Annotated in this window: 16 protein-coding genes and 3 pseudogenes; 11 read left to right on the top strand and 8 right to left on the bottom strand. The window is 58.5% G+C overall.

Translation table 11 applies throughout. The features are described from left to right. Positions 1–596 precede the first annotated feature (596 nt). Entirely contained in the window at positions 597–941 is a 345-nt protein-coding gene (locus BN2475_RS34525; protein WP_162494329.1) for a hypothetical protein, read from the bottom strand. Between BN2475_RS34525 and BN2475_RS14740 the strand changes: the two genes are divergently transcribed. Further along, entirely contained in the window at positions 927–2,840 is a 1,914-nt protein-coding gene (locus BN2475_RS14740; RefSeq protein ID WP_245841325.1) for an SMP-30/gluconolactonase/LRE family protein, read from the top strand. The genes BN2475_RS34525 and BN2475_RS14740 overlap by 15 nt on opposite strands. 94 nt (positions 2,841–2,934) lie before the next feature. Here the strand turns inward: BN2475_RS14740 and BN2475_RS14735 are convergent, their stop codons facing one another. The 3 genes from BN2475_RS14735 to BN2475_RS14720 all read right to left on the bottom strand — a co-directional run bounded on the left by BN2475_RS14735 (position 2,935) and on the right by BN2475_RS14720 (position 6,300). Next, positions 2,935–4,083: a branched-chain amino acid ABC transporter substrate-binding protein gene (locus tag BN2475_RS14735; protein WP_094780254.1), complete on the bottom strand. Its 1,149-nt coding sequence runs from the start codon at positions 4,081–4,083 to the stop codon at positions 2,935–2,937. An 801-nt stretch (positions 4,084–4,884) separates the two neighbouring features. Then, positions 4,885–5,103, bottom strand: a complete 219-nt coding sequence (locus tag BN2475_RS14725; RefSeq protein ID WP_094780253.1) for a hypothetical protein — start codon at positions 5,101–5,103, stop codon at positions 4,885–4,887. 903 nt (positions 5,104–6,006) lie between these two features. Next, on the bottom strand, positions 6,007–6,300 hold the full coding sequence (locus BN2475_RS14720; protein ID WP_094780251.1) for a hypothetical protein: 294 nt from the start codon (positions 6,298–6,300) through the stop codon (positions 6,007–6,009). An 833-nt stretch (positions 6,301–7,133) separates the two neighbouring features. Here BN2475_RS14720 and BN2475_RS14710 point away from each other — a divergent pair. Further along, positions 7,134–8,309, top strand: coding sequence for a TIGR03118 family protein (locus tag BN2475_RS14710; protein ID WP_094780249.1), 1,176 nt, complete (start codon positions 7,134–7,136; stop codon positions 8,307–8,309). A gap of 335 nt (positions 8,310–8,644) precedes the next feature. Here the strand turns inward: BN2475_RS14710 and BN2475_RS14705 are convergent, their stop codons facing one another. Next, complete coding sequence (locus BN2475_RS14705) at positions 8,645–9,775, bottom strand: MBL fold metallo-hydrolase (protein WP_094780248.1); 1,131 nt, start codon at positions 9,773–9,775, stop codon at positions 8,645–8,647. 84 nt (positions 9,776–9,859) lie between these two features. Between BN2475_RS14705 and BN2475_RS14700 the strand changes: the two genes are divergently transcribed. Then, entirely contained in the window at positions 9,860–10,474 is a 615-nt protein-coding gene (locus BN2475_RS14700) for a TetR/AcrR family transcriptional regulator (RefSeq protein ID WP_094780247.1), read from the top strand. 11 nt (positions 10,475–10,485) lie between these two features. Here BN2475_RS14700 and BN2475_RS14695 read toward each other — a convergent pair whose 3' ends face one another. Further along, positions 10,486–11,247, bottom strand: coding sequence for a hypothetical protein (locus tag BN2475_RS14695; protein ID WP_245841323.1), 762 nt, complete (start codon positions 11,245–11,247; stop codon positions 10,486–10,488). 321 nt (positions 11,248–11,568) lie between these two features. On the opposite strand from BN2475_RS14695, the gene BN2475_RS14690 reads away from it, so the two are divergent. Further along, the gene (locus BN2475_RS14690; RefSeq protein ID WP_245841321.1) at positions 11,569–12,615 is read left to right on the top strand and encodes an acyltransferase family protein; all 1,047 of its coding nucleotides are present in this window, start codon (positions 11,569–11,571) and stop codon (positions 12,613–12,615) included. Between the two features lie 91 nt (positions 12,616–12,706). Here BN2475_RS14690 and BN2475_RS14685 read toward each other — a convergent pair whose 3' ends face one another. Further along, complete coding sequence (locus BN2475_RS14685; RefSeq protein WP_094780244.1) at positions 12,707–12,991, bottom strand: hypothetical protein; 285 nt, start codon at positions 12,989–12,991, stop codon at positions 12,707–12,709. Between the two features lie 788 nt (positions 12,992–13,779). Here BN2475_RS14685 and BN2475_RS14680 point away from each other — a divergent pair. The 4 genes and pseudogenes from BN2475_RS14680 to BN2475_RS14665 all read left to right on the top strand — a co-directional run. Beyond that, a complete protein-coding gene (locus tag BN2475_RS14680) occupies positions 13,780–14,628 on the top strand; it encodes an SDR family oxidoreductase (protein ID WP_245841319.1) in 849 nt (282 codons plus the stop codon). Between the two features lie 366 nt (positions 14,629–14,994). Continuing rightward, entirely contained in the window at positions 14,995–15,276 is a 282-nt protein-coding gene (locus tag BN2475_RS14675; RefSeq protein WP_425435533.1) for an aldehyde dehydrogenase family protein, read from the top strand. 31 nt (positions 15,277–15,307) lie between these two features. Next, entirely contained in the window at positions 15,308–17,086 is a 1,779-nt protein-coding gene (locus BN2475_RS14670) for a thiamine pyrophosphate-binding protein (RefSeq protein ID WP_094780242.1), read from the top strand. 232 nt (positions 17,087–17,318) lie between these two features. Beyond that, a pseudogene (locus BN2475_RS14665) lies at positions 17,319–17,528 on the top strand (transposase); the annotation flags it as partial. Between the two features lie 167 nt (positions 17,529–17,695). Here BN2475_RS14665 and BN2475_RS14660 read toward each other — a convergent pair. Then, a complete protein-coding gene (locus tag BN2475_RS14660) occupies positions 17,696–18,400 on the bottom strand; it encodes a response regulator transcription factor (RefSeq protein ID WP_094780241.1) in 705 nt (234 codons plus the stop codon). A gap of 555 nt (positions 18,401–18,955) precedes the next feature. Between BN2475_RS14660 and BN2475_RS36540 the strand changes: the two are divergent. The 3 genes and pseudogenes from BN2475_RS36540 to BN2475_RS36700 form a co-directional block, all read left to right on the top strand. Further along, a pseudogene (locus BN2475_RS36540) lies at positions 18,956–19,214 on the top strand (transposase); the annotation flags it as partial. A gap of 1,323 nt (positions 19,215–20,537) precedes the next feature. Further along, positions 20,538–21,428 carry an ESPR-type extended signal peptide-containing protein gene (locus BN2475_RS36220; protein ID WP_281254218.1) on the top strand — a complete coding sequence of 297 codons (891 nt, stop codon included), beginning with the start codon at positions 20,538–20,540 and terminating at the stop codon, positions 21,426–21,428. Further along, positions 21,425–21,868, top strand: a pseudogene (locus BN2475_RS36700) (adhesin); the annotation flags it as partial. The gene BN2475_RS36220 and the pseudogene BN2475_RS36700, both read left to right, overlap by 4 nt.

Genomic DNA, 21,868 nt, shown 5'->3' with positions numbered 1-21,868 from the left:
ATCAGCGTTTCCCTAGGACTGGTGACACTGCAACGACTTGCTGTATCGGAACGACCGGCCAAGGCGTCTTCTCTTAATCGCGCCTGCGACGCGTCGCTTGACTGACGCAACTCGAAAGTCGAGAAACGAGATCGGTGCTATTAAGACAGCAGTAACTTGCGCAGGCATCGGCCCCTGGCCGCACGGACGAGTAAAAAGTAAATGACAAAATTATCGGCGTGCGCAATACCTGATTGTTCCTTTTTCAGTCTACGCCGTGAACACGCGTGGGCACCGGCATAGGGTGCGGTCTCGCGAAGGGTCGTAATACACGATCGAACCGACGTTCCAATGTCTGCGCAACAGTAGAGACGAGAGTCCGCAGATGACCGAAGGCCGGCAGCCGACCGAGTCCGGTCAGACGCCCCTCGGCCGCGAACTTCGGTAGTCGGCCCTTACCGCCCATTCGCCTCGCGAGAAATCACCCGCTCGCGATCCACGCTTGTCACCCCGAACTGCCAGTTGGCACGTGAACGCTCACCCACCTCGCGCACCGGCTGAAAGCGCTGCTCGAGCTGGGGTCTAGCGCGTTTGCCTGTACCGGAAACGCGAACAGCTCAACCTTTTCCGCACCTCGCCGATATACCACTCGAACGCAGGGTTGAGTTGGACAGACGCGACACTCGCCAGAGCGGCGAGTAGACAAGGACAGTTCCCTGCGAAACGCCGCTCTCCGAACGGGCGAGCGCCACCGAGCACGCTTCGAAGACGCCCTTCCCGAGCGAAGAATCTTCCAGCTCCCAGCGCGCATGCCAGCACGACACGGAAGGCAGCCACAGGACCGTCAGTCGGTCCCGTTCAAAGCCGATCAGATCGTCAAGGCTGCGGGCATGGGTCAACGCGCAATTTCCCAATTCCGGTGCCTCAGGAGGGCACGCTTCACGATCATGAAACGAATCCATGTTACGTTCCTCGCCGCACTGCTGATCGCGACGCTTGCGCCGGAGTGCCAGGGCCAGTACTCCACCGACTGGGTGGCGAACACGTTTGGGACCAACGCTACGCGCGTGGGTAGTGTTGCGCGCTCCATGTGGATAGCGCCCGAGGGCGTCATCTACACGGCTTCCATGTGGGACGAAAACGAAGGTGGTGTCGCGATATACCAGAACGGCCAAAGCCTGGGGTCCATAGGAGGTCACGGCGACTTTCAGGGCAGCGCTATTACGGGCAATGCAACTTCGATCTTCGCCGCTCTGCATTTCAATACTACTTACGGCAGCGGCACGGTGGCGCGGTACAACCGAAGCACCCAAACTCGCGACTTTCTCATCTCGGTCAGCGCAACAACGACTGAGCAGCGGGCTGATGTAATCACGGGACTCGCGACGTCGGGCTCGCTCCTTTATGTGAGCGACTTTCCTGGGAATCGCGTCCGCGTCTACACCACCGACGGCGTCTGGCGGCAGGATATCGCCGTCTCATGCCCTGGCGCGCTCGCGGTGGACAGCGCAGGGAACATCTGGGTTGCGCAGAAGAGTGCGGGCGCGATCCTCGAATTCAATCCGGCCGGCGTGCTTATAAACACCATCCAGATGTCTGTCGCCTCTCGACCGTCCTCGCTGTATTTCGATTCGTCGACCGGGTATCTCATGCTCGGCGACGAGGGCCCCGACATGAACATCAAGATCTATAACATCTTGGCCATTCCATTTCTGGTCAGTACATTTGGCATTCAGAGGGGATATCTCGATACGACAGCGGGAATCAAAGGCCAGGTTGGCGACAAGCGTTTTACCCGCGTCGCCGGCATCGGCAAAGACGCCGCCGGCAACCTGTACGTGCTCAACAACCCGTGGGGCGGAAGCTGGGACCTCGGCCGCGACGGCGGTACCGACATTCACTCCTACGACAGTTTTGGCCACCTGCAATGGAAGCTTCAGTCTCTCAACTTCGAGGGGGGCGCCGCTCCAGATCCGAGTACTGACGGCACGTACTTTTATGGAGGTACCAACATCTACACCGGCACCGCTGGTGGAAGTCTCGTAGCCAACAGTGTCGATCCGATCGACTATCCATCCGATCCGCGCATCAACATCAACGATCGCTCACGGGATGAGCACTTCGGTCAACTTGCCACCGTCGGCGCCAACCGGATCCTCGTGGCGTCCGGCCAGAATCCCGATACCTTCTACTTCTTTCACTTCAATGCTGCGAATGGCTACATCGCAATACCGGACGCCACGCTTCCAGGTACGGCGTTCAATACGACCGCACCGGTCAGGGACGGATTCTGCTTCGACAGCAAAGGGGACATCTGGGCCGGTTTGGACAAGACGAATGCCATCTGGCACTACCCGCTGAGCGGCTTCGATGCCAACGGTCAGCCGAGTTGGGGAGCAGGAATTGCAACGCCCATTCCGGGCACGATCACGCCATTGACGCGGATCATCTACCTGCCGGAAAGCGACACGATGATCCTGGCACAGGGAGTTGTCGGGAGCACGGACTGGACGTCGATCGGAACGCGGATCGAGGTGTATCACGGCTGGCTCGCAGGCAACACAACTGTTCCCAATCCGGTGATCAACCTCACCAGCGCCAATCCCAAGTCGATTACGGCAGCCGGCAACTATCTCTTCGTCGGATACGTACACACGGTGCCCAACATCGATGCCTTCAATCTGACCACAGGCAGCCTGGACATCACGTTGATCAACAGCAGCCCCAACACCGTGTACGTCGGCAATGACGTGGATTCGATGTACGGCCTTAGATCGTACCGTCGGTCGAACGGGGAGTACATGATCACGAAGGACAACTACAACGGGACCAGCGTCATCATTTATCGCTGGACACCCTGATCACTCTTGACCGCCGTCACCGGACGCTCATCAGTCGATGGCTGCGGCCATGTTCTTCAGCAGACGCCCGGCTCAATCACAACCGCTCAGCAAGTCACCCGGCGCTGATAGTCGTCACAGGTTTCCACTTGGCGCCTTTCACCTGATAGAGCGTCGACGTCGGGTGTCTCAGGTCACCGTACGAATCGAATTCAATCTTTCCCGTGATGCCGTCGTACTGAATAGTGCGCAACGCAGGCATGAATACCTCGGGTTTTGCGGAATTCGCCTGTTTCATCGCGTTGATAGCCACCCACGCACAGTCATACGCGAATGGCGCGTAAGTCAACGTATCCGCACCAAATCTCTTTTTGAACTTTTCCGCAAACGCTTTGCCCTGGGGAAGGGACTCGACAGGCCGTCCGTACTCCCACGCCATGGCGCCCTCGGCAGCATTGCCCGCAACTCCGATGAAGATGCTGTCGGCAATGCCACCGCTTCCTACGAACTGCGTGTGCATGCCCAGTTGTCTCATCCGCCTGGTCAGGAGCGCCGCCTGATTATCAAGGCCGGCAAAGTACAGGAGGTCGGCGTTCGCCGCCTTGATATTCGTAAGTTGCGCGTTGAATTCGACGGCCTTGTCGTTGGTGTATTCCGACGCGACGATATGGCCGCCGGCCGCGATGACAGCCTTCTTGAATTCCTCCACGGCTCCCTGGCCAAATGCCGTGCGGTCGTCCATCACTGCAATGCGCTGCGCCTTGGTGACCGTGACCGCGTACGTTCCTGCATTGCCGGAGTTCTGTGCGTCGGTGGCGATGATACGGAAGACGTTCTTCAGCCCTTGCCTGGTGATGGCCGGGTTCGTGGCGGCGGGGTCTATCAACGGAATGCCGGCCTTGGCAAATATCGGTGACGACGGCAATGCGACTCCGGAGTTGTAGTAGCCCACCACGGCGACCACTCCGTCGTCGACGAGTTTCTGGGCGACTTGCACGCCAATGCGCGGGTCGCCCTGATCATCGACGGAGTTCAGTTCGAAGCGTACCTCCTGCCCGCCCAGCTTCGTGTGCTGGGCGTTGGCTTCTTCGACGGCAAGGCGAACACCATTTTCGATGTCTTTTCCGTTGGCGGCTCCAGCGCCGGTCAGCGGGGCTGACACGCCGATCTTCACGACCTGCTGCGCAAACGACTGGCTGCTTGCAAGCAACATGGCGACGGCAGTCAGCCCGGCGGCAAAACATTTTCTTGAGATGTTGAGCATCATTTCACTCCCGGATGTGACAAGAATCGGCGCGAGAGAACAAGCACGCGCTGACAAAGCGATTTGACTGGTGATGTTTGGTGCATCCTGCAGCCTGGCAGCGTGCCCCGAAAGCGCGATGTTCTCGCTCAAAGCAATGACAGGCGAACCGGCATTGCAGCGTAGCAGGCCAAATTGACCCTTCAAACTATATTTTCTGTGCCCTTTCCCATACGTTTGGTAATGCAAGGTGTCTGTGTAGTGTTCGCAGAATGGAGTCCCTCAAAAATGAAGGTGCTCGCGACGCCATTAATGTCGCGGATTCGCGGCCACAATGATCGCAATAGCTGGGCGTCCAAAGCGTCCGCGATCCGGCAAATATTCGTACGAACACCGCGCCGCACCGCAAGCACGTGCCGTGCTCTTCGACCCTGCGTTCCTCATAGCGCCTGTGCCGTTCAATGAAAAGGTTGTCATGCGGCTCGACGGTTGCGGGACGGCCGTAAAGATCCGCGCACGGAGCGCATGTGAATCCAGAGTCCATTCGGGTTCGAGGCTATGCCTTCGTGTCCAATCGCAGCAAAAGCTTTAGGGCGCACCGTATGCCGCCCGTCAGTCGTCTGGCTGCGGCAGCTTGAGTGGCTCGTCTGATTTGCCGATGTTGATCAGCTTGTTCCGGTGCCCACATTCGTGGCAAATGAAGTGGAGTCCATGAGCGTCCCCGTCCGGCTCGACTTCCTCGAACATCAACTCAGCGGAGCAATTTCTGCATTTCCACATGGGCGACCCCGATCCTGGATTTGAGAAGTCGTAGCACGCAGCCTAGGCGGAATTCGCGTCGCACCACTGGATCGCCCATTGCCGCGACGCTTCGATTGCTGCCGCGTCGGACGGATAGTCGCCGAGATCGCCCGAATACTTCACCTCGACGGCATCGCCACCCGCCGAGGTACGCCGGTAGATTTTCGCGCGGGCGTAGTAACGGCCACCTTCATCGAGTGGCGACGCGTCGATGTGGAAGTGCTTATAGTCGAACTGCATGGCCATCTCCCAGATAAACGGAGGATTCCTGGTGTTTGGCGCTGCGCAGGGCAGCTGTTCAGGACGTCAATCCGTGGGTGTGCATGGTCGAGTCCCGAAGGGCTTGGGTTTGAGCGCTGGCCGGAAATCTCGAACCGCCAATAGTGGCAATACTACGAGAAATCTACAAACATCGAAGCCAGGTGAAACGACTGTGCCCTGCTGGGAAATCGCTTCGGATCGCGTTCACAACACCGGCTGGATGGAAACTGGTGCGGCTGCGACGAAACGGAATCGGCGCGCCACAGCGGGGCTCGTGCGGCGCCGTGCGCAGACATGATGGCGATCCCAGCATCGAATGGGCTTTGAGCAGGTGCAGCTACCTGCATAATGTGGGCCGCGCGACCTTCTGGCAATTTCGGATGCCTGGGCATCGGGCGGTAGCGCTACACGGATCTGAAATCCGATCAAGACGCCAACACGCGATGGCCGGCACTGGCTGCTCACTGTTCGGTCTCCCTACGGGCATCCAGTCAATCGGTCTGCAACAAGCCGCTACCAGGAAGTGGTTAGGAAGAAACAAACAAAAAGGCCGCTATCCACGGGGACAGCGGCCCTTCTTGCAACGGGTGGCGAAAAGAATAGTCCGCTACGACACAAGCTAAGCCAGTCGATGTTTCGCTCTGCCGGGGCTTGAGCTGCTCACGCCCTTGTCGGCGGTGGCGCATCCATGACGGTGCTTCGTCGTGAAGTTGTTACATCGGCGACGCTCGACAGCATGGAACCGTGTAGGGCGGGCGTATTAACTAGCTCCTGCTAGTCGCAAAACTGTGGCACCGGTCACAATTACAACTGCGCCCTACGCGATTGAAGCGCTTGTTCGCTCTGCGCTTATCTGCGCCTTGTGGTCATCCTTAATTGCTGTTATTTGGCTGGCGACGCGGTGCTCGGGGTCGCCAGCGTGTTGTTGATCCCGAACGCGGGGGTGCCGGACGTCGAGTTATTGTTCGTGCTCTTCTGCGGGCTCGAGTTCGGCGACCCGGCGCTCATTCCGCTGTCCGTGGTGGTGGCGCCAGGCGTGCCGTAGCCGCTCGTTGCATTGGCGGCCGGCGACGCGGTGGTCGGGGTCGCCAGCGTGTTGTTGCTCTGTGCATAAGCGCCGCCGGACAGCGCGAGTGCGGCGACGGCCGCGATTAATGTGCTGATTGCCTTGCTCATGATTGTTCCTCCATGATTGGGCTGGAATATTGACGCAGCCCATCGCCATCTGCTTGACCGTGAATTGAGCAATTACCGTGGCCGGTGCTCTTATCCGCACTGAGACGATGCGCGTCGCAGAGAGCGTTTCGTCTGCGCCTGACAGATCCACCGCGCCGTTCAGCCGCTCCCGCTGCGTGCGATTTTGTCGCCGGCCAGATGCGCAAGACGCCGCGTGACCAGAATCGACGCGAACGAACTGATGCAGCCAGCACGCACAGTTGAATTGCACGAGGTCGCGATAACTGGCGGCTGCGCCAACATGACTGCTCGATACCAAGGACAATCGAAAACATCTAATGAACCGATTTCCTTAAGCGCTTCGATTAGTATAGGTCAAGCCGCGAGTACTCGCTGTCGGCGCGATTGTCGATGATCTGCACATCTGTCCTGGCAGACCGATACTGGCCGCCGACTGCCGAATCTGCCGAATGCGGTGGCCCGAAGTCGACCGTTTCCCAAGTCAGCGCCGAATCGGTACACGCTTGCCGGTGATTGATCCGCTTTGCGCGAGCGAACTGACAGCTGGGCGGCGTTGGAAAATTCACCGCTCCTGTTGAATGACAGTGCTGTGAATTTGGCAAGGCTCTCTCAAAGTCGCTTTCTTGAAGCGCGCCCTGATCCATGAATCGAGTCGAAGGGGATCGCGGTCGATTCTGTCGCGCTATTCGAGCGAGTGGCAGGTGGAATTTTTTTTGAGGACCGCAGGAATATTGGGGGAGCAGCGGACGTTTAGCTTGCTTCGCGCCATCGCGCCGAGCGATTTCTCACCAGTCAGACTGAGGAGGGGAGTCATGTCTCATGTATCGTGGGGTCTCAAAGCGGCGACCGTGATGGTCCTCGCCGCCGGTTTCGCAATCGGGCACGCTGCTGACGATGATGCTTATGTCGTCACGCCACTCGTGTCCAATCTGGCAGGCGCGGCGCCGAACGTCGACGGCGTATTGCAGAATGCGTGGGGTGTTGCCTTCAGCCCGGCAGGAAGTCCATTCTGGATCAACGACAATGCCACAGGCTGTTCCACGCTGTATGACGGCGCGGGGGCAAAAGTGGCGCTGCAGGTTTCCATCCCGCTGCCAGGCAATGTCATACCGGCCAGCGCCTGTCATCCCGTCTTTCCCAACAATCCCCCGAACCCCGCGCCTGCGGCGCCGACCGGAATAGTGTGGAATCCCTCGGCCGCATTTCTCGTGCCCGGTACCAAGATTCAGGCCGTATTCATCTTCGCGACCGAGGACGGCACGATTTCGGCTTGGGCCGGTGGGTTGACTCCGGCGGACCACGCCGTGATGGCGGTCGATAATTCGGCCAGTCCATCCGCGGCCAACGGGGCCGTCTACAAAGGTCTCGCCTTTGCCGTGAACGCGAATGGAGGCTTCCTGTTTGCAACAAACTTCCGCTCGGGTCGGATCGATGTATTCGGGCCGAGCGGTGCGAACGGCTTGTTCACGTCCGCGACAACGAGTGGAGGCTTCATCGATCCGAACATCCCGGCCGGTTACGCGCCGTTTGGTATCGCGAGCATTGATGGCGACCTTTTCGTCACCTATGCGAAGCAGGACGATAAGAAACATGACGACGATGCAGGCAAGGGTCACGGGTTCGTCGATGTATTCGATACGGACGGCCACTTGCTGCGTCGCTTCGCCAGCCGAGGAACACTCAACTCGCCGTGGGGAATCGCGCGTGCGTCGTTTGCATTCGGCCGCTTCAGCGGCAAGATCCTGATTGGCAACTTCGGCGATGGCCGAATCAGTGTCTTCGATAATGACGGCAGATTCGTCGATCAGTTGGAGAACGCGTTCGGCAATCCGCTGGCTATCGACGGCCTGTGGACCCTGACACTCGGTGGCGGCCGCAACTCGAGCCCGGATACGCTGTACTTCACGGCAGGTCCTAACAAGGAGACCAATGGACTGTTCGGTACCATCGCGCCCAAGGCACGAGGATCCGATCAGAACGGGCAATAAGCGGCAGTCGCGTGTGGCCGGCGGCGTGTTCCGCTCGCCCGCCCACGCCTGCCGGACTCGACCGTCGAACGCGGCGCCGCACTCGCCCGCTGCGTTCGTGCAGCCTCAAATGTGTTGCACCGACTGGTTGAATCGGCAAGCCAAAGTGGTCGCTCAAATGACCGATTGCCGGTAGAGGCGAACGACGTTTCATGGCTGGACAGCGACCGATGCCCGAATCGCTGTCCCGCGATGCCTCTGTGCAAACTTCGGTCTGCTCGGCCATCTCGAGCACATCGTCGACCTCGATGCCAAGGTACCGTGCGCTGCGCTGGATCGGCAGCGCTCACAGCAGATCAGGCAGACTCCGCGCGCCGGGCATGGCGCGCCGCACACAACCGCCACGAGGCCTTCGGCGCAGCGACGGTTTCCACGACGTCGCGCCACCAGCGTTCGCCGCGATGCAATGCATTCAGATCGAGCCGCTCGCCCATGCGGGGCGTCGACAGTTCGACACCGCGCACAAGAGCCAGTCCCGTCACCCTTTCGAACGGCTCCTGCCAGCGGTGCATTGCCAGGTCGAAGGTGCCGTTATGAATCGGCACGAGCCAGCGGCCGCGCAGATCAATATGCGCCTGCACGGTCTCTTCGGGCTGCATATGAACGTACGGCCATAGCGCGTCGTAAGCGCCGGTTTCGATCAACGTGACGTCGAATGGTCCGAAGCGCTCGCCAATCGTGCTGAAACCATCGAAGTAGCCGGTGTCGCCGCTAAAGAAAACGCGCAAATCTTCATCGACGATCACCCACGACGCCCACAACGTGCGGTTGGCATCGAACAAACTGCGACCGGAAAAGTGCTGTGCGGGCGTCGCCGTGAATTGGATACCCTCGACCTCCGTGCCTTGCCACCAGTCGAACTGCCGCACTTTTGCAGCGTCGATGCCCCATTTAGTCAGCCGATTACCGACGCCGAGCGGCGTCAGAAATACATCCGTGCGCTGCGCCAGCGCGAGCACAGTTTCGCGGTCGAGATGGTCGTAGTGGTCGTGCGACAGGATCACGCCGCGAAGCGGCGGCAAATCGGCGAGCGCGATTGGAGGCGCATGAAAGCGCTTCGGACCGAGATTGCGGAATGGCGAGGCGCGCTCGGCAAATACAGGATCGGTCAGCCAGAACTGGCCGCGCAGCTTCAACAGCATCGTCGAATGACCGAGCCGGTAAAGGCTGCGGTCGGGCGCCGCGTCGAGTTGCGCACGCGTCAGCGTTTCGACGGGCAACGCGTCGGTCGGCACGGTGCCGCGCGGCTTGTTGAGCAACACGTTCCACGCAATGCCAAGCGTCTTGCGCAGGCTTTCAGCAGGACGCGGCTTGACGTTGCGAAAGCGTTCGCCGTCATGCTGGGTTGAGAGGCTGAACATCGCGCGACTATGTTGCGCGGCGGCCACGCCGAGCATACGGCGGGCAAGATCGGGAAGCGACGTCATGAAGTTGGCCGTCCGGAGAAAATGTACACTCGGCAGTGTAGTTTATTTTCGAAAAAAGTATACTTGTCAGTGTAAAGTTCTTCCATGGAATCCAGTGCCACACATCAACGTCTGACTGACCGTAAGCGTGTCGCGATCATCGGCGCCGCAATCGAGGAATTCCTCGCGGCCGGCTATGACGCGACCAGCATGGACCGTATCGCCGCCCGCGCGAACGTCTCGAAGCGTACGGTTTATAACCATTTCCCCAGCAAGGAGGCGCTTTTCGCGGCGATTCTCCATCAGTTGTGGGACGCGAGCCAGGGCGGCGATGCGCCCGCTTATCGGGCCGACAAGCCGTTGCGTACGCAGTTGCTCAATCTGTTGGACCGCAAGCTGCGGCTGCTTAACGACGAGTCCTTTTTGTCGCTTGCACGGGTGGCGATCGCGGCCGGAATACATTCGCCGGAGCGCGCACGGGATATGGTCGCTCGAATGGGGGAACGCGAGGAAGATCTGACAGCGTGGGTCCGGGCGGCTGCCGCGGACGGTCGTATCAAGACTGATGATCCCCTTTTCGCGGCACTGCAGTTGCAGGCGCTCGTCAAGGCTTTTGCGTTCTGGCCGCAAGTGACGATGGGGCAAGTACCGCTCGATGGTAAGCAGCTGAAGCGGATTGCGGAGGCGGCTGCAGATATGTTTCTTGCGCGGTATGCGTGAGTCAGTTCGTTTCAGACGCTCAACGGTTGTTTGAACGGCTGTGCGTCAACCGGCCGACCAACCATGAATTCCATTCGTCGCTCGAGCGACGCTTTGCGCTTTTCTTCAGCGCTCGTGATGAACTCGGATAGTTCGCGCTCCATGGCTGAATCTTTGGCACCCGGTTTCCACGTCGCTGCCCGGTGCCGGCGGCGCGTGGCCCGAGCCAGCGCCAATGCGTAACTCGCAGCCTTGGCACATTCGTATTCAACCTGGTCGCAAAGGTCTATCGGCTCACCGAACTCCCGAAATGTCTCCACATACTCTCGGGCCGAGTGCACCGTGGCCGGATACTCGCGCAGCTCGGAGATAACCCTGCGGCTCAGAACGTGCCAGTGCAGCTTGTCCGGATAGGCAAAGGCGGGGATGGACACGCCCTTGCTGGCTTCGCAGCTCATAGGGCCGACCGGTACCGCCGCCGCCCAGGCGGCCCTATGCATCATAGTCCGACAGGTTCGAGCGTAACTTTCCAGCGATAGTGCGAGTTCCAACGCAGTGTCGCGTCGCTGACGCTTGCGCTCCCTGGCATCCCTTGCCGAGATCCAGGCGAGCGTTATGACTGAGCCGACTGCCCCCGATGCCAGCGCCAAACTCAATGGCGTGTTCCAGCTAAGTCGGTGAAGAAATTCAAGCGATTCCTGCCACATACGATGCGCGCCGGACAAAGAGGTGCCCAAAGTATAAGCAATCGTTTGCGAAGTATTTGGAGCAAAAATGGCGGTGTGTGTTTTCACCACAGACACTTCAGTTGGGCGATGCGCATCTTGACAGACCGGGGCGAACCAGGGCAATCGTCCGCCCAGCTGCAGCAGTCAAAGGACAATCAGGTGTACGCGGCCGGCTGCTACTAGCGCTGGTCGCTACACGCTAGTCCGGCTGTACAACCATCTTCCTGATCCACTTGCCGCTCACGAATCGTGGTCGACGAAAAATCGCGTATCTGTCGTCCAGGCCGCTGTTCTCCGGCGCCTCCATACATAGAGTGATCCTTCTTCACGAGCTCGGTGTCCCCCGTCCCGCTCATCACTCATCGCATTTGTTTTTGGACTATGACAATGCGCCAAACCTATCTCGACGTCGCACGTGGCGCGGGGATCATTCTCGTTGTTTACGGACACGTGCTACGTGGTGTGTTCGCTGCGGAACTTGTGCCGGTTGGCACGCTGGGCACCGTTCTGGCATGGACCGACTACGTTATCTACACGTTCCACATGCCGCTGTTCTTTTTCCTGTCCGGACTACATGTACGCAATTCACTGCGTGGCACTCAACGAGAGTTCATGCGATCCAAGGTCCGGGCGATCGTCTACCCGTATCTACTATGGTCGATTTTGCAAGGCAGCGTGCAACTGGCAATGGCGTCGCATGGCGTGAATCATCCCCTCATGCTGAGCGACCTGCTTGCAATCGGCTGGCGGCCGTTCGCCCAGTTCTGGTTCCTGTACGCACTCATGCTCTGCATGATGGGCGCATGGACCCTCGCGCGTTTCGTGCCGGCTGTCACGCAGGAACCGATGGCGATGCCCATCCGCGGGCTGCTCGCCGGAGTCGCGGCGACGGGGCTGGCGGTCGGTGCATCAACGCAGTGGGGAATCTTGTCGACAACGTTGATGAACTGGCCGTTCTTCGTCTTGGGGATCCTGGTATCGAATGCGCTGCCGGGCTGGCTCGAAAGCAACAGCGGTAACCGCGCATGCGTGGCGACGGCCGCAGTATTCGCCGCGGCTGTCGCGTTCGCTCATCGCTTCGGCGTTGCGACGAGCGTCTGGGCCGTTCCCGCCGCGTTCGTTGGCATCGCGCTGAGTCTGCAGCTCTCGTACCGGTATGCGTCGCGACAAATGCGCTACACGTGGCTCACGTCGATCGGGTTCGCGTCGATGCCCATCTACCTCATGCATATTCTCGCGATGGCAGGCGTGCGTACCGTGCTGATGCGTGCGGGCATCACCGATCTCGCGACGCATCTCGCGCTCGGCACGGTCGTCGGCGTCGCGGTTCCGATGGTAGCCTACATACTTGTGCTGCGCGCAGGATGCGCCCGCATCGCGGGTTTTCCGCTGTGGCCAGGCCGCAGCGCAGTCGCCCACCCGCAGGCTGCATGATAGACAACGCGGTTTCCCGGACTCCAGGCATCGGACGAAAACAAACGGGCCTCACAGCCCGTAGGGTAACTTGGACTGCTGAGCGATATTGTTAGCATTCGCCCTTTTTCGCGTGTCCAGGCGGGCAGTGTTCGTGACGGTAGCCACCATGGTAATCGCGATGACGGTCATGCTCTTCCCATTCCCGGCGTTCCCAGTAGCGGTGGCCGTCCCAATAGCGATCGCCGTGCCATCCCTGCTCAACGACGACCGGGGCCGGGGCAACTACTACAGGCGCGGGCGAACCAATATTGACGTCCACATTGACTGCATGTGCTGCCCCAGATAAACCAATTCCAAGGCCTGCGATCAATGACGCCAGGAGCGGATATTTCATAACGTAACTCCAAAGTCCGGATTTAATACACACATAAAACGTGCGGGACAGTACCTGTGCGCGGCGGAACAGCCGTCGTGCTTCGTTTCAACGAGTCGCCCTGCCAGGTGGTTGACTGTGCCGCTTTCAGCCGTGTGTGATCTGACCGTAGTTAACATTTTGGGCAGGGCATTTATGGAGTGGCGACGCAGAGCATTGTCAGGTTGGCGGATACAGTTGAATCGCTGTGATGGTGCATTGGTATCCTAATCAACCGGCTTTAATGCTGCGCTTCGTGAGCGCCCCAGCGTTGCCATTCCGAGAAGCGCCTTGAGGTGGATACGAAGCGACCTGAAATTCTATCGAGGGAGGAAATCGGTCAGCCCGAAGCGAATGCTTTCGCGAACCGAAGGCTTCAGTGATCTACCAAGGCATTTTTTCATTTCGTTTCCCTTATCGCGACAAAGCCCAATCCTCACCCTCGCGACATCGACGATCCATTCTGACAGCCATCACCCAACAACAGCGGGCCATAACCGCCTCTGTTGTTGACGCTTCTGCTCAACTTTGCGCCGACATCTAATGGCGCTTTGACGCCGCCGCTAACAACTCACGAGCGTCCGTCGTAAAAGTCTCCGTTTCTTGTACCTATATGTGCGATGTATAGCTGCTAGCAAAAAACAATAGTTTTTCCTAACCTTGCCGATCTCTAGAATAGGGTTGACCGTCGCTTGACGACAGCGTTCGTGAACACGACACCACCTTCACCATTTAGCATCGCTGATTGTTACGCAACGGCTTCCCGGCGAATGCGACGTGCGATTTTACATATTCACCGGCGCCCCTCAAGCAGGACGGGGTATCTGGCGACAAGTGGGATTGCGTCGCACGCAAATCATTTCGTGCAAAGGAAATTCATGAACAGCAAATTGGCACTCGTTTTCGGTGGCTCGCGCGGTATTGGTTCAGCTTGCGTTGACGCATTGGCGCGAGACGGATTTGACATCGCTTTCACTTACGTCTCAAATTCCGGCCAGGCAGGCGAGGTTGCTCGTGCAGTCGCGCAAGCATACGGGAAACGTGTGCGCTGCTATGCCGTGGACATTTGCGACGTTGACGCGGTGAAGGGCCTGTTCGCGTCGATGGCCACCGAATTCGGGCGTTCGCCCGATTGCGTCGTTGTTAATGCAGGCATCAATGTTCCGCCGGGACCCATCGGCAGTTTCGACCCGGGCGCGTTCAGGAAGCTCGTTGAAGTCAACATCGTCGGGGCATTCAACATCCTGCGTGAATCGGCGTGTCGTGTCGCGAACGACGGGGCGATCATCGCGCTTACAACGTCGAGCGTACGCAATGTGGTAGCCGGCGTCGGTCCGTACGCCGCGACCAAGGCAGCCGTTGAGAGCCTGATACGGTCGATGGCGAAGGAGCTTGCGCCGCGCAATATCCGCGTGAATGCCGTTGCGCCGGGACCGGTCGACACAGACCTTTTCAACAGTGGGAAGACTGAAGAAGCGAAACGGCGCTCTGCAGCGATGAGCCCGTTCAACCGGATCGGCCAACCATCTGAAGTTGCCGAGGTTGTGTCGTTTCTGGCGTCGCCGCGCGCCTCGTGGATTCATGGACAGATCATTCAGCCGAATGGCGGGTCGATCTGAGCGGTTTGATACAGCGCTGAAAAAGGGCGACGTATCACGGCGGCAACGCGTTTCTTTGAATGAAACAACAGACCGTGGCGACAGTAGCGGACCAAGGCTCCGGACTTGAACAGTACTGTCGTGCGTCCATTGCGTGCTCCTTTCAGGGGCTGCTCTAAAAATAACAGAGCCATATCGAAGGTATATAGCTGGTAGCTTGAAACGGTATTTTCAGTGATGGTTCATGCCTCGTAGACTAGCATCACATCAAGAGACGGTGAATCCGAAAAAAGCACAATGAGCTTCCTCCCGACCAAGCCCGAGCGCCTTCTGCTGATAGACGGCCAGTGGGTTGCCGGCTTCCATCGTTAGCCTATCTTCGGGCCGGTGATGTCGATCGTGCCGTTCTCGACGCTGGATGAGGCCTGCGCGCGCGTGAATGCCACCCCATTTGGATTGGCAACCGGCATTTTTACCAACCGGCTGGACCATGCGCTGCATGCCGCACGGGCGCTGCAGGTGGGCAGCGTGCATATCAACGAGACGTCGAGTTCTCGTGCGGACGTAATGCCGTATGGTGGCTCGAAAGAGAGCGGCTTTGGCAGGGAGGGACCGCATCATGCCATTCGTGAGATGAGCGAGGAACGCCTCGTCACGCTGCTGGCGTGAGCGGTCTGTACAAAATATTGGAGGCAGGGAAATGACCATGAAAAAAGGGGCTGCACTGATTTCGGAATATCTGGTGCAGGAAGAAGTACCCTACGTATTCGGTGTCTGTGGCCACGGCAACGTGGGCATGCTGGATGCGCTCTACGACGTGAAAGACAAGGTCAAGCTCGTGTCTCCTCGCCACGAGCAATGTGCGGGCCACATGGCGGACGCGTACTTCCGAGTCAAGCACCGGCCGGTCGCAACACTTACATCGACGGGGCCCGGCTCCGCCAACATGGTGATGTCGCTGGCGACGGCGCTGTCGGATTCGTCCGCGTTTCTCGCAATTACTGCCAATGTGCCCACATCGCAGCACAATCGTGGACCGTTCCAGGAGCTGTACCAGCATAACCAGGCCGACTTCGCCTCAGTGATGAAGCCTGTGGTGAAGCGCTCGTTCCAGCCGTCGCGTGTCGACATGCTGCCGCTCGCGCTTCGCCAGTCGTTCAATACGATGGTCACGGGCCGCCCGGGTCCGGTGAACCTCGACATTCCGTACAACGTGTTTCAGGAAGAGGGCGACGTTGAGTTGCCGGCGCATTCTCACCTCGATGCTCAACATCGCCCAGGGGCGGGCGACGCCGACATCGCGGCCGTTGTCGAACTGATCGCCGCCGCAAAGCGGCCGGCACTTTTCATCGGGCAGGGCGCGACGCTGTCGGAGGCGGGCGCGGCCATTACCGAACTCGTCGATACACTGGGGATTCCCGTGATCACGTCGCCGAACGGGATGGGCTGCATCCCGGGGGATCATCCGCTTGCACTCGGTTTCATCGGCCGCAACGGCGCGTACCCCGCGAACCAGGCAGGGCGCTTTGCAGATCTGGTCCTGACCGTGGGCACCCGTTTCGACGACCGTTCGTCGTCGAGCTGGCATCCCGGCTATTCGTGGAATTTCCCGCAAACCAATCTGGTTCATGTCGACATCGATCCGCAGGAGTTGGGCCGAAACTATGCGCCTACGCTCGGAATCATTGCGGATGCCCGTACTTTCGTAAAGCAGTTGCTGGCGGCTATTGCCGGGCGCCCCGCACTGAATGCGGGACGGTTTGTCGAATGGCGCTCACGGATCAAAAGTTGGCAGACCGAATGGTTGGAATTCGTTCAGCCTCACTTCACTGATTCGACCAGTCCTCTGCGGCCTGAGTTTGTGGTCGGAACGCTGCAATCGGTGCTGCCCGACGACGTCATCCTGTCGCTGGATTCCGGCGTGCATCACAACTGGTTCATGCAGTTCTGGAAAGCGCGCAGGCCGCAGAGCATGCTCAATAGCTGGGGCTATTCGTCGATGGGCTTTGGCGTATGCGGCATCCTTGGCGCACAGCTCGCGGCGCCGGATCGGCCATGCGTGGCAGTGGTCGGAGATGGCGGCTTCACGATGACGCCTTATGTCCTCTGCACCGCGGTCGAGTACAACCTGCCATGCGCATGGATCGTATGGAACAACTTTGCCTGGGGCGCGATTCGCGATCTCCAGTACGGCCTGTTTGACGGCCGCGAGATCGGCACGGCGTTTTATCATGGCGAGAGCGGCGAATCGTACAACCCGGATTTCGCCGCGTGGGCGCGTGCCTGTGGTGCCGATGGAACAACCGTCACACGGCCTCAGGATTTGCGGGGGGCAGTCGAGCAGGCGCTGAAGAATCGTCGGCCATGCGTGATCGATGTTCACGTCGATGCAAATATCCGCCCGCCCTCAACCGGGACCTGGCAGCTTCCGCCGATTCCCCATAAGGAACCCGTGTTCGGCAAGCCGCACCGGAGCTGATCCAGCCGGTTCCGCGGACTTCATCGGGGGGGCGGCGAATGCCAGAAGCCGCGTCCGCCGGAATCCTTGCGGGACAACGACGAACTGCGGCGGATTTTTTGCGACGACATTCCCGATACGTTTCAGTGGCTACGCCCACCGACGATTGACCGGTCGCAGCGGAATGACTAAGTCAATTCCGATCGCCGGCGCGAGCGGCCGGTTCGCGCTCTGATGGAGTATGTGCGCAGCCGGCATTGCAACCGAAATCGCTCGGCGCGGTCAGCCTCATGGTTGCGGGCTAGGCAAGACACGCTGGGTTGTAGAGCGAACCATCTCGTGGCTTCACAACTTTCGCCGACTGCGCATCCGCTTCGAGCGGCTCGCTTTCATCCATGAGGCTTTCCTAAGAATCGCGTGCTGCATCATATGCTGGCGACTGTTGAGAAAGTCATTCTGTTAGCACTTCCAAGGGTAGACGTCCGAAGTTTTCACGATTCCTCCGGTTTGAACGAGTTGTCGCCTGCCATGCGGTATTTCCTGCCAGGTTTGAATACCAACGCGTAGCAATGACCATGCTGCCGCTTTGGCAGACGGTTGATCCAGTCGCACCCGCGTTCCCAGGAAGGCTCAGGTGGCCGACCCAGCCGCGGCAAGCTGTTCAAGACGATATCCGTAGCCGTAGATCGGCGCCAGCCGGTAGCCGTTTTCCGGACGCAGACCGAGTTTCGTACGTAAGCAGGAAATGTGCGTATCCATCGTACGCGAGGGAACGTCGGCCGCTTGTCTCCACACCAGCTCGGCGACGTGCGCGCGCGACAGGGGCCGTCCGAGATTCTGGAAAAGCAGCAGTGCGAGCGCGAATTCACGTTGGGTCAGTGGCACCGGCACACCGTTCTTCGACACCTGTCCTGCAGGCAGATCAAACTCAAATTCGCCGAAGAGCTCTTTCGTGGCCACGGGATTCATCGCGTACACACGGCGCAACAACGCTGAGACACGCGCGAGCAATACGCCGGCCCCGACGGGTTTGACGAGATAGTCATCCGCGCCGGCGTCCAGTATCGACGTGATGTCATCTTCACGACCGTACGCGGTCATGAAGATGACCGGCAGGCGCTCCGGGCCGCTCTTCTTGATCCATTGCAGTACCTCCTTTCCGGTCATATCGGGAATCTCCCAGTCGAGAATCAGCAGATCGAAGGTCTCTCGCCGGAGTGCGTGAACCAGAGCCTGCCCTCTGGCAAATTGATGACAGCCGTGGCCGGCCGCCGACAACGCATTCGCGACGAAAACAGCCTGAACCGGATCGTCTTCAAGTATCGCAATTCGCATGATTCTCCCTCGGATCATTCGCCAACAGTTGCGGCGCGCGTCTTTTTGTTATTAGCAATTTTAGGCGCCTTTCCGCACGTCAATCACTTAATACAAACCCGGTGAAATGGTGTTTGCGGATATGGCTGGCCACTTCGGGCTCTGACGATGCAAATCGGGACGGCCGCCCACGCACGAAGCGGTAGCGCGCTGTGATCAATTTCGGGGCAGATTACTTTGCCGCCGTCCGACCTCGCCCGCGACGCGCTGAAGGCGCCCCATATCTTTGACTCTCTCGGCTTCACGCGAGCGGCGCATCCCCCAAGGGGACTTCCTTCGGGGTGTGCGGGGTTTTCGCAAACCGAAACGCACGCAGGCTGAAGCTTCGGGCCAATCCGGCAGTACTTCGCGCTGAAATGCCATCTGCTGCGTGCCCCTCTCTAGCGTAAACAGCTCGCGGTGAGATTCGCCGCATGGCGGGAATAGCCAACGTCACCCAAACTGCGTCGAATGCGTTCTGATCCATCATCCATTAGACATCCTAATCGATGAAGCCACGCAAGTTGGCAGTGCCGGCCAAAACAACGATCAAGCGGTGGCAAGTCGAAGCTGGGCGGCACTATAAAACGCGGCGCCCCATCTCCGGACCATTCTGGTACAAGCAGCGCGCGCAGTAACGCGCTTCGTGAATCGTCGCGATGACCGGGACAGTCGCTGGATCAAAGCGGTGATGCAACGCCGGCATGTGAGTGTTGCGGCCATCGCTCTCGCGAAAAGGTCCGCGCGAATCGCGTGGGCAATATTGGCGAGCGATGGCAGCTTCAAATTGGGGTAGCAGCCTGTAACACACAGAAGTACTTTTGCTTGTCCCACGATTGCTCAAGAGGCGACAAGCATGGCGAACCGGTCGGACCAGCGCTTGCAGATCCGGATATATCCGGCGGCTGCGGTACGAAGCCAAGAGGCCGATGAGGGGCAAGCGCGCATGATGGCTCATGCTGATAGCAAGCCGATCAAAAGCCGAATGTACGGACGCAGTCGAGACATTCAAAATGCAAACCTATCTCGCTCATAGGCGGGAATCCATGTTCGGCTAGATGTTTGTCAGAGCCGCCTGCACTATTTGTCCCCCAGTCGTCTAAGAGTTCATATTGACAGTAACGGTATCGGAATAGCTATCTGGCGTGTAATTAGTACTGGGGTACGGTTGCGTAGACTGTTATCAGGCGATAGTGATGCTTAACGAATTTTTCCGATACTTTTGAGCTCGATCTGAATGGGGTTTACGCTGAGCAGCTACGGTCATTTTGACTATTGTTAAACAAAAGAACGATATCGTTGTATGTTCAGCGATGTACCTGGTCAATATAATATGAAGATAAGAAACGCTGGCATTCTTCGATGGCTTGCCTCTTGGGAAATAGTCGCAACATGGTGAGCGGCAAGTGGTGGGCAGCGAAGGGAAGGGAGAAGAATTTTCATTTGTGAGGATGTTTTTCAGGCGTTTGAAATGGGGGTTTTGGTGGCCTCAGCTACGAACCGTAGCTAATTATTCGAAGGACAAGTGGTTCTCCTGTGCGGGAGAGTAGGCCATTTTATGCTTTATTTGGTCCGGCGTTTTTCTTTCTGCTTTTTATGGATTTCATTTTCGTGTGATATCTGTCCGGCTTTAATCGAAGGTCTGCGGCAACCCGCGTAATGCTAATTTTCGGCATGTTGGTTGCTGCATTGATATTCGATCCGTCGGTCTTGATTCCGATTTGTGGAAGGCCCGAGCACGCGCAGTTGAGTCGAGTTGGGCTCAAATTCAAGTAGTACTTTGTTTCGACTGTTTATCCACGGCATCGTATGTGGCCGTGTTGCATATTGCTATCCGCTTGTTTCGTAAATCGGATATGAGGGTATGTTGCCTCGGTGATCTCAGATTCAGGCGATGCGAGCTGGAGAGTGGGGTCTGCGGATCGCATGTGACCTGATAAGAAGCTTGCGCAGGTAATCGTCTTTGCATTTATCGGATGTTGTGGTCCGGGAGCAGAGTGTAGGTATTCGACCGATCTCGTAGTGCGTTTTAGAAAGTTAGTAGTGCAGATGTTGTAAATAACTGCCGGCATTGCGGAGTTCAGTGCTGGCTCCATATATTTATATGTGAGGAGACCGTATGAACAGGATTTTTCGGGTGGTTTGGAGTCGGGTGAGGTCTGCATACGTCGTCGTCGGGGAGATGGCGCAATGCTCTCGCGGCAGCGTGCGTTCCGAAGCAGTAGGGTCGAGCGCAGGTGTGATCGAACTACGATTGCGGCGTCGTGGCATTCTGGCTCTGGAATGTATGTTGGCCGTCTCGATGATAGGCGGGGCGACATACGCGCAGGCTGCGCAGACGTTTGTTGGCGGAATCTTCACGTCGTTAGGCGGTGGAAGTGCGACCAATCCAACCTGCTATAGCACCGTATATTCCCCGTATGGCAACACCAACGGGGGCGTTGCTTCTGGATTCAGCGGAATCACGCAGGATAATGTTTCGTCCGGTCCAACGGCGGGGATTAATTACTACGGTTCGGACGTCATTTGTGGCAGCGCGGACGCCGCCACTCAGACAAACCGTATCCTGGCGTTTAACACTGGCTCGACTAATAACGCGACGAACCTGTCGGTTGGTGGAACACTCTACGCGAACACGGCGGCATATCTTAACAACGCCACGATCCATAACCTTACGGTGACCGGATCGTTCGCAATGCCTTATTTCGTCGCTAACTCGAGTTTGCCTAGTGGCACCGCGACGGGATCGGACTCGATCGCGATTGGAATGGGTACCACGTCCGCGAGCGGGAGCCAGTCGATTGCGCAGGGTGTTAATGCGATTGCGTCGAACACGAATGCGATTGCGCTTGGGGCGAATTCGACTGCAATCGTGGCAAACAGTGTCGCACTGGGTTCCGGCTCCTCTGCAGCGGTGGCAGGTGTCAACGTGACATCGGCGACAGTCGGCTCGCAGACATATAGCGGCTTTGCTGGAACCACGCCAGCCACTGCAGGCATTGTGATGTGAGTGTTGGATCGGTCGGCAGTGAGCGTCAGATCACGAACGTTGCTGCCGGGCAGATTACTGCGACGTCAACGGATGCAATCAACGGGTCGGAACTCTACTCAGTATTGAGTACGACCAACGGTAATATCGGTTCGCTGTCCACGTCGACTTCAACGGGCATGGGTTCGCTGTCGACGGGTCTGAGCACGGCCAACAGCACGGTTGCATCGATGTCGACGGGCGTGAGTTCGCTGTCGACGGGTCTCTCCACGACCGCTAGCAACGTGGGCAGTCTGTCGACGTCGACCTCGAGCAGCGTGAGTTCGCTGTCGACGGGGCTGAGCACGACCAACAGCAACCTCGACAGCCTGTCGACCTCGACCTCGACCGGCGTGAGCTCGCTGTCGACGGGGCTGAGCACGACCAACAGCAACCTTGACAGCCTGTCGACCTCGACCTCG

Origin of the sequence: Paraburkholderia ribeironis (assembly GCF_900019265.1) — a bacterium.
Classification (GTDB): domain Bacteria; phylum Pseudomonadota; class Gammaproteobacteria; order Burkholderiales; family Burkholderiaceae; genus Paraburkholderia; species Paraburkholderia ribeironis.
This window is presented reverse-complemented; position numbering and strand designations above follow the sequence as displayed.

What these genes read in the sequence shown, in the direction of transcription:
- BN2475_RS14670 (WP_094780242.1), top strand. Translation starts at nt 15,308, where the DNA reads ATGACCATGAAAAAAGGGGCTGCACTGATTTCGGAATATCTGGTGCAG.
- BN2475_RS14710 (WP_094780249.1), top strand. Translation starts at nt 7,134, where the DNA reads ATGTCTCATGTATCGTGGGGTCTCAAAGCGGCGACCGTGATGGTCCTC.
- BN2475_RS14725 (WP_094780253.1), bottom strand. Translation starts at nt 5,103, where the DNA reads ATGCAGTTCGACTATAAGCACTTCCACATCGACGCGTCGCCACTCGAT.
- BN2475_RS14660 (WP_094780241.1), bottom strand. Translation starts at nt 18,400, where the DNA reads ATGCGAATTGCGATACTTGAAGACGATCCGGTTCAGGCTGTTTTCGTC.
- BN2475_RS14720 (WP_094780251.1), bottom strand. Translation starts at nt 6,300, where the DNA reads ATGAGCAAGGCAATCAGCACATTAATCGCGGCCGTCGCCGCACTCGCG.
- BN2475_RS14685 (WP_094780244.1), bottom strand. Translation starts at nt 12,991, where the DNA reads ATGAAATATCCGCTCCTGGCGTCATTGATCGCAGGCCTTGGAATTGGT.
- BN2475_RS34525 (WP_162494329.1), bottom strand. Translation starts at nt 941, where the DNA reads ATGGATTCGTTTCATGATCGTGAAGCGTGCCCTCCTGAGGCACCGGAA.
- BN2475_RS14735 (WP_094780254.1), bottom strand. Translation starts at nt 4,083, where the DNA reads ATGCTCAACATCTCAAGAAAATGTTTTGCCGCCGGGCTGACTGCCGTC.
- BN2475_RS14680 (WP_245841319.1), top strand. Translation starts at nt 13,780, where the DNA reads ATGCGACGTGCGATTTTACATATTCACCGGCGCCCCTCAAGCAGGACG.
- BN2475_RS14690 (WP_245841321.1), top strand. Translation starts at nt 11,569, where the DNA reads ATGCGCCAAACCTATCTCGACGTCGCACGTGGCGCGGGGATCATTCTC.
- BN2475_RS14700 (WP_094780247.1), top strand. Translation starts at nt 9,860, where the DNA reads ATGGAATCCAGTGCCACACATCAACGTCTGACTGACCGTAAGCGTGTC.
- BN2475_RS14705 (WP_094780248.1), bottom strand. Translation starts at nt 9,775, where the DNA reads ATGACGTCGCTTCCCGATCTTGCCCGCCGTATGCTCGGCGTGGCCGCC.
- BN2475_RS36220 (WP_281254218.1), top strand. Translation starts at nt 20,538, where the DNA reads ATGAACAGGATTTTTCGGGTGGTTTGGAGTCGGGTGAGGTCTGCATAC.
- BN2475_RS14740 (WP_245841325.1), top strand. Translation starts at nt 927, where the DNA reads ATGAAACGAATCCATGTTACGTTCCTCGCCGCACTGCTGATCGCGACG.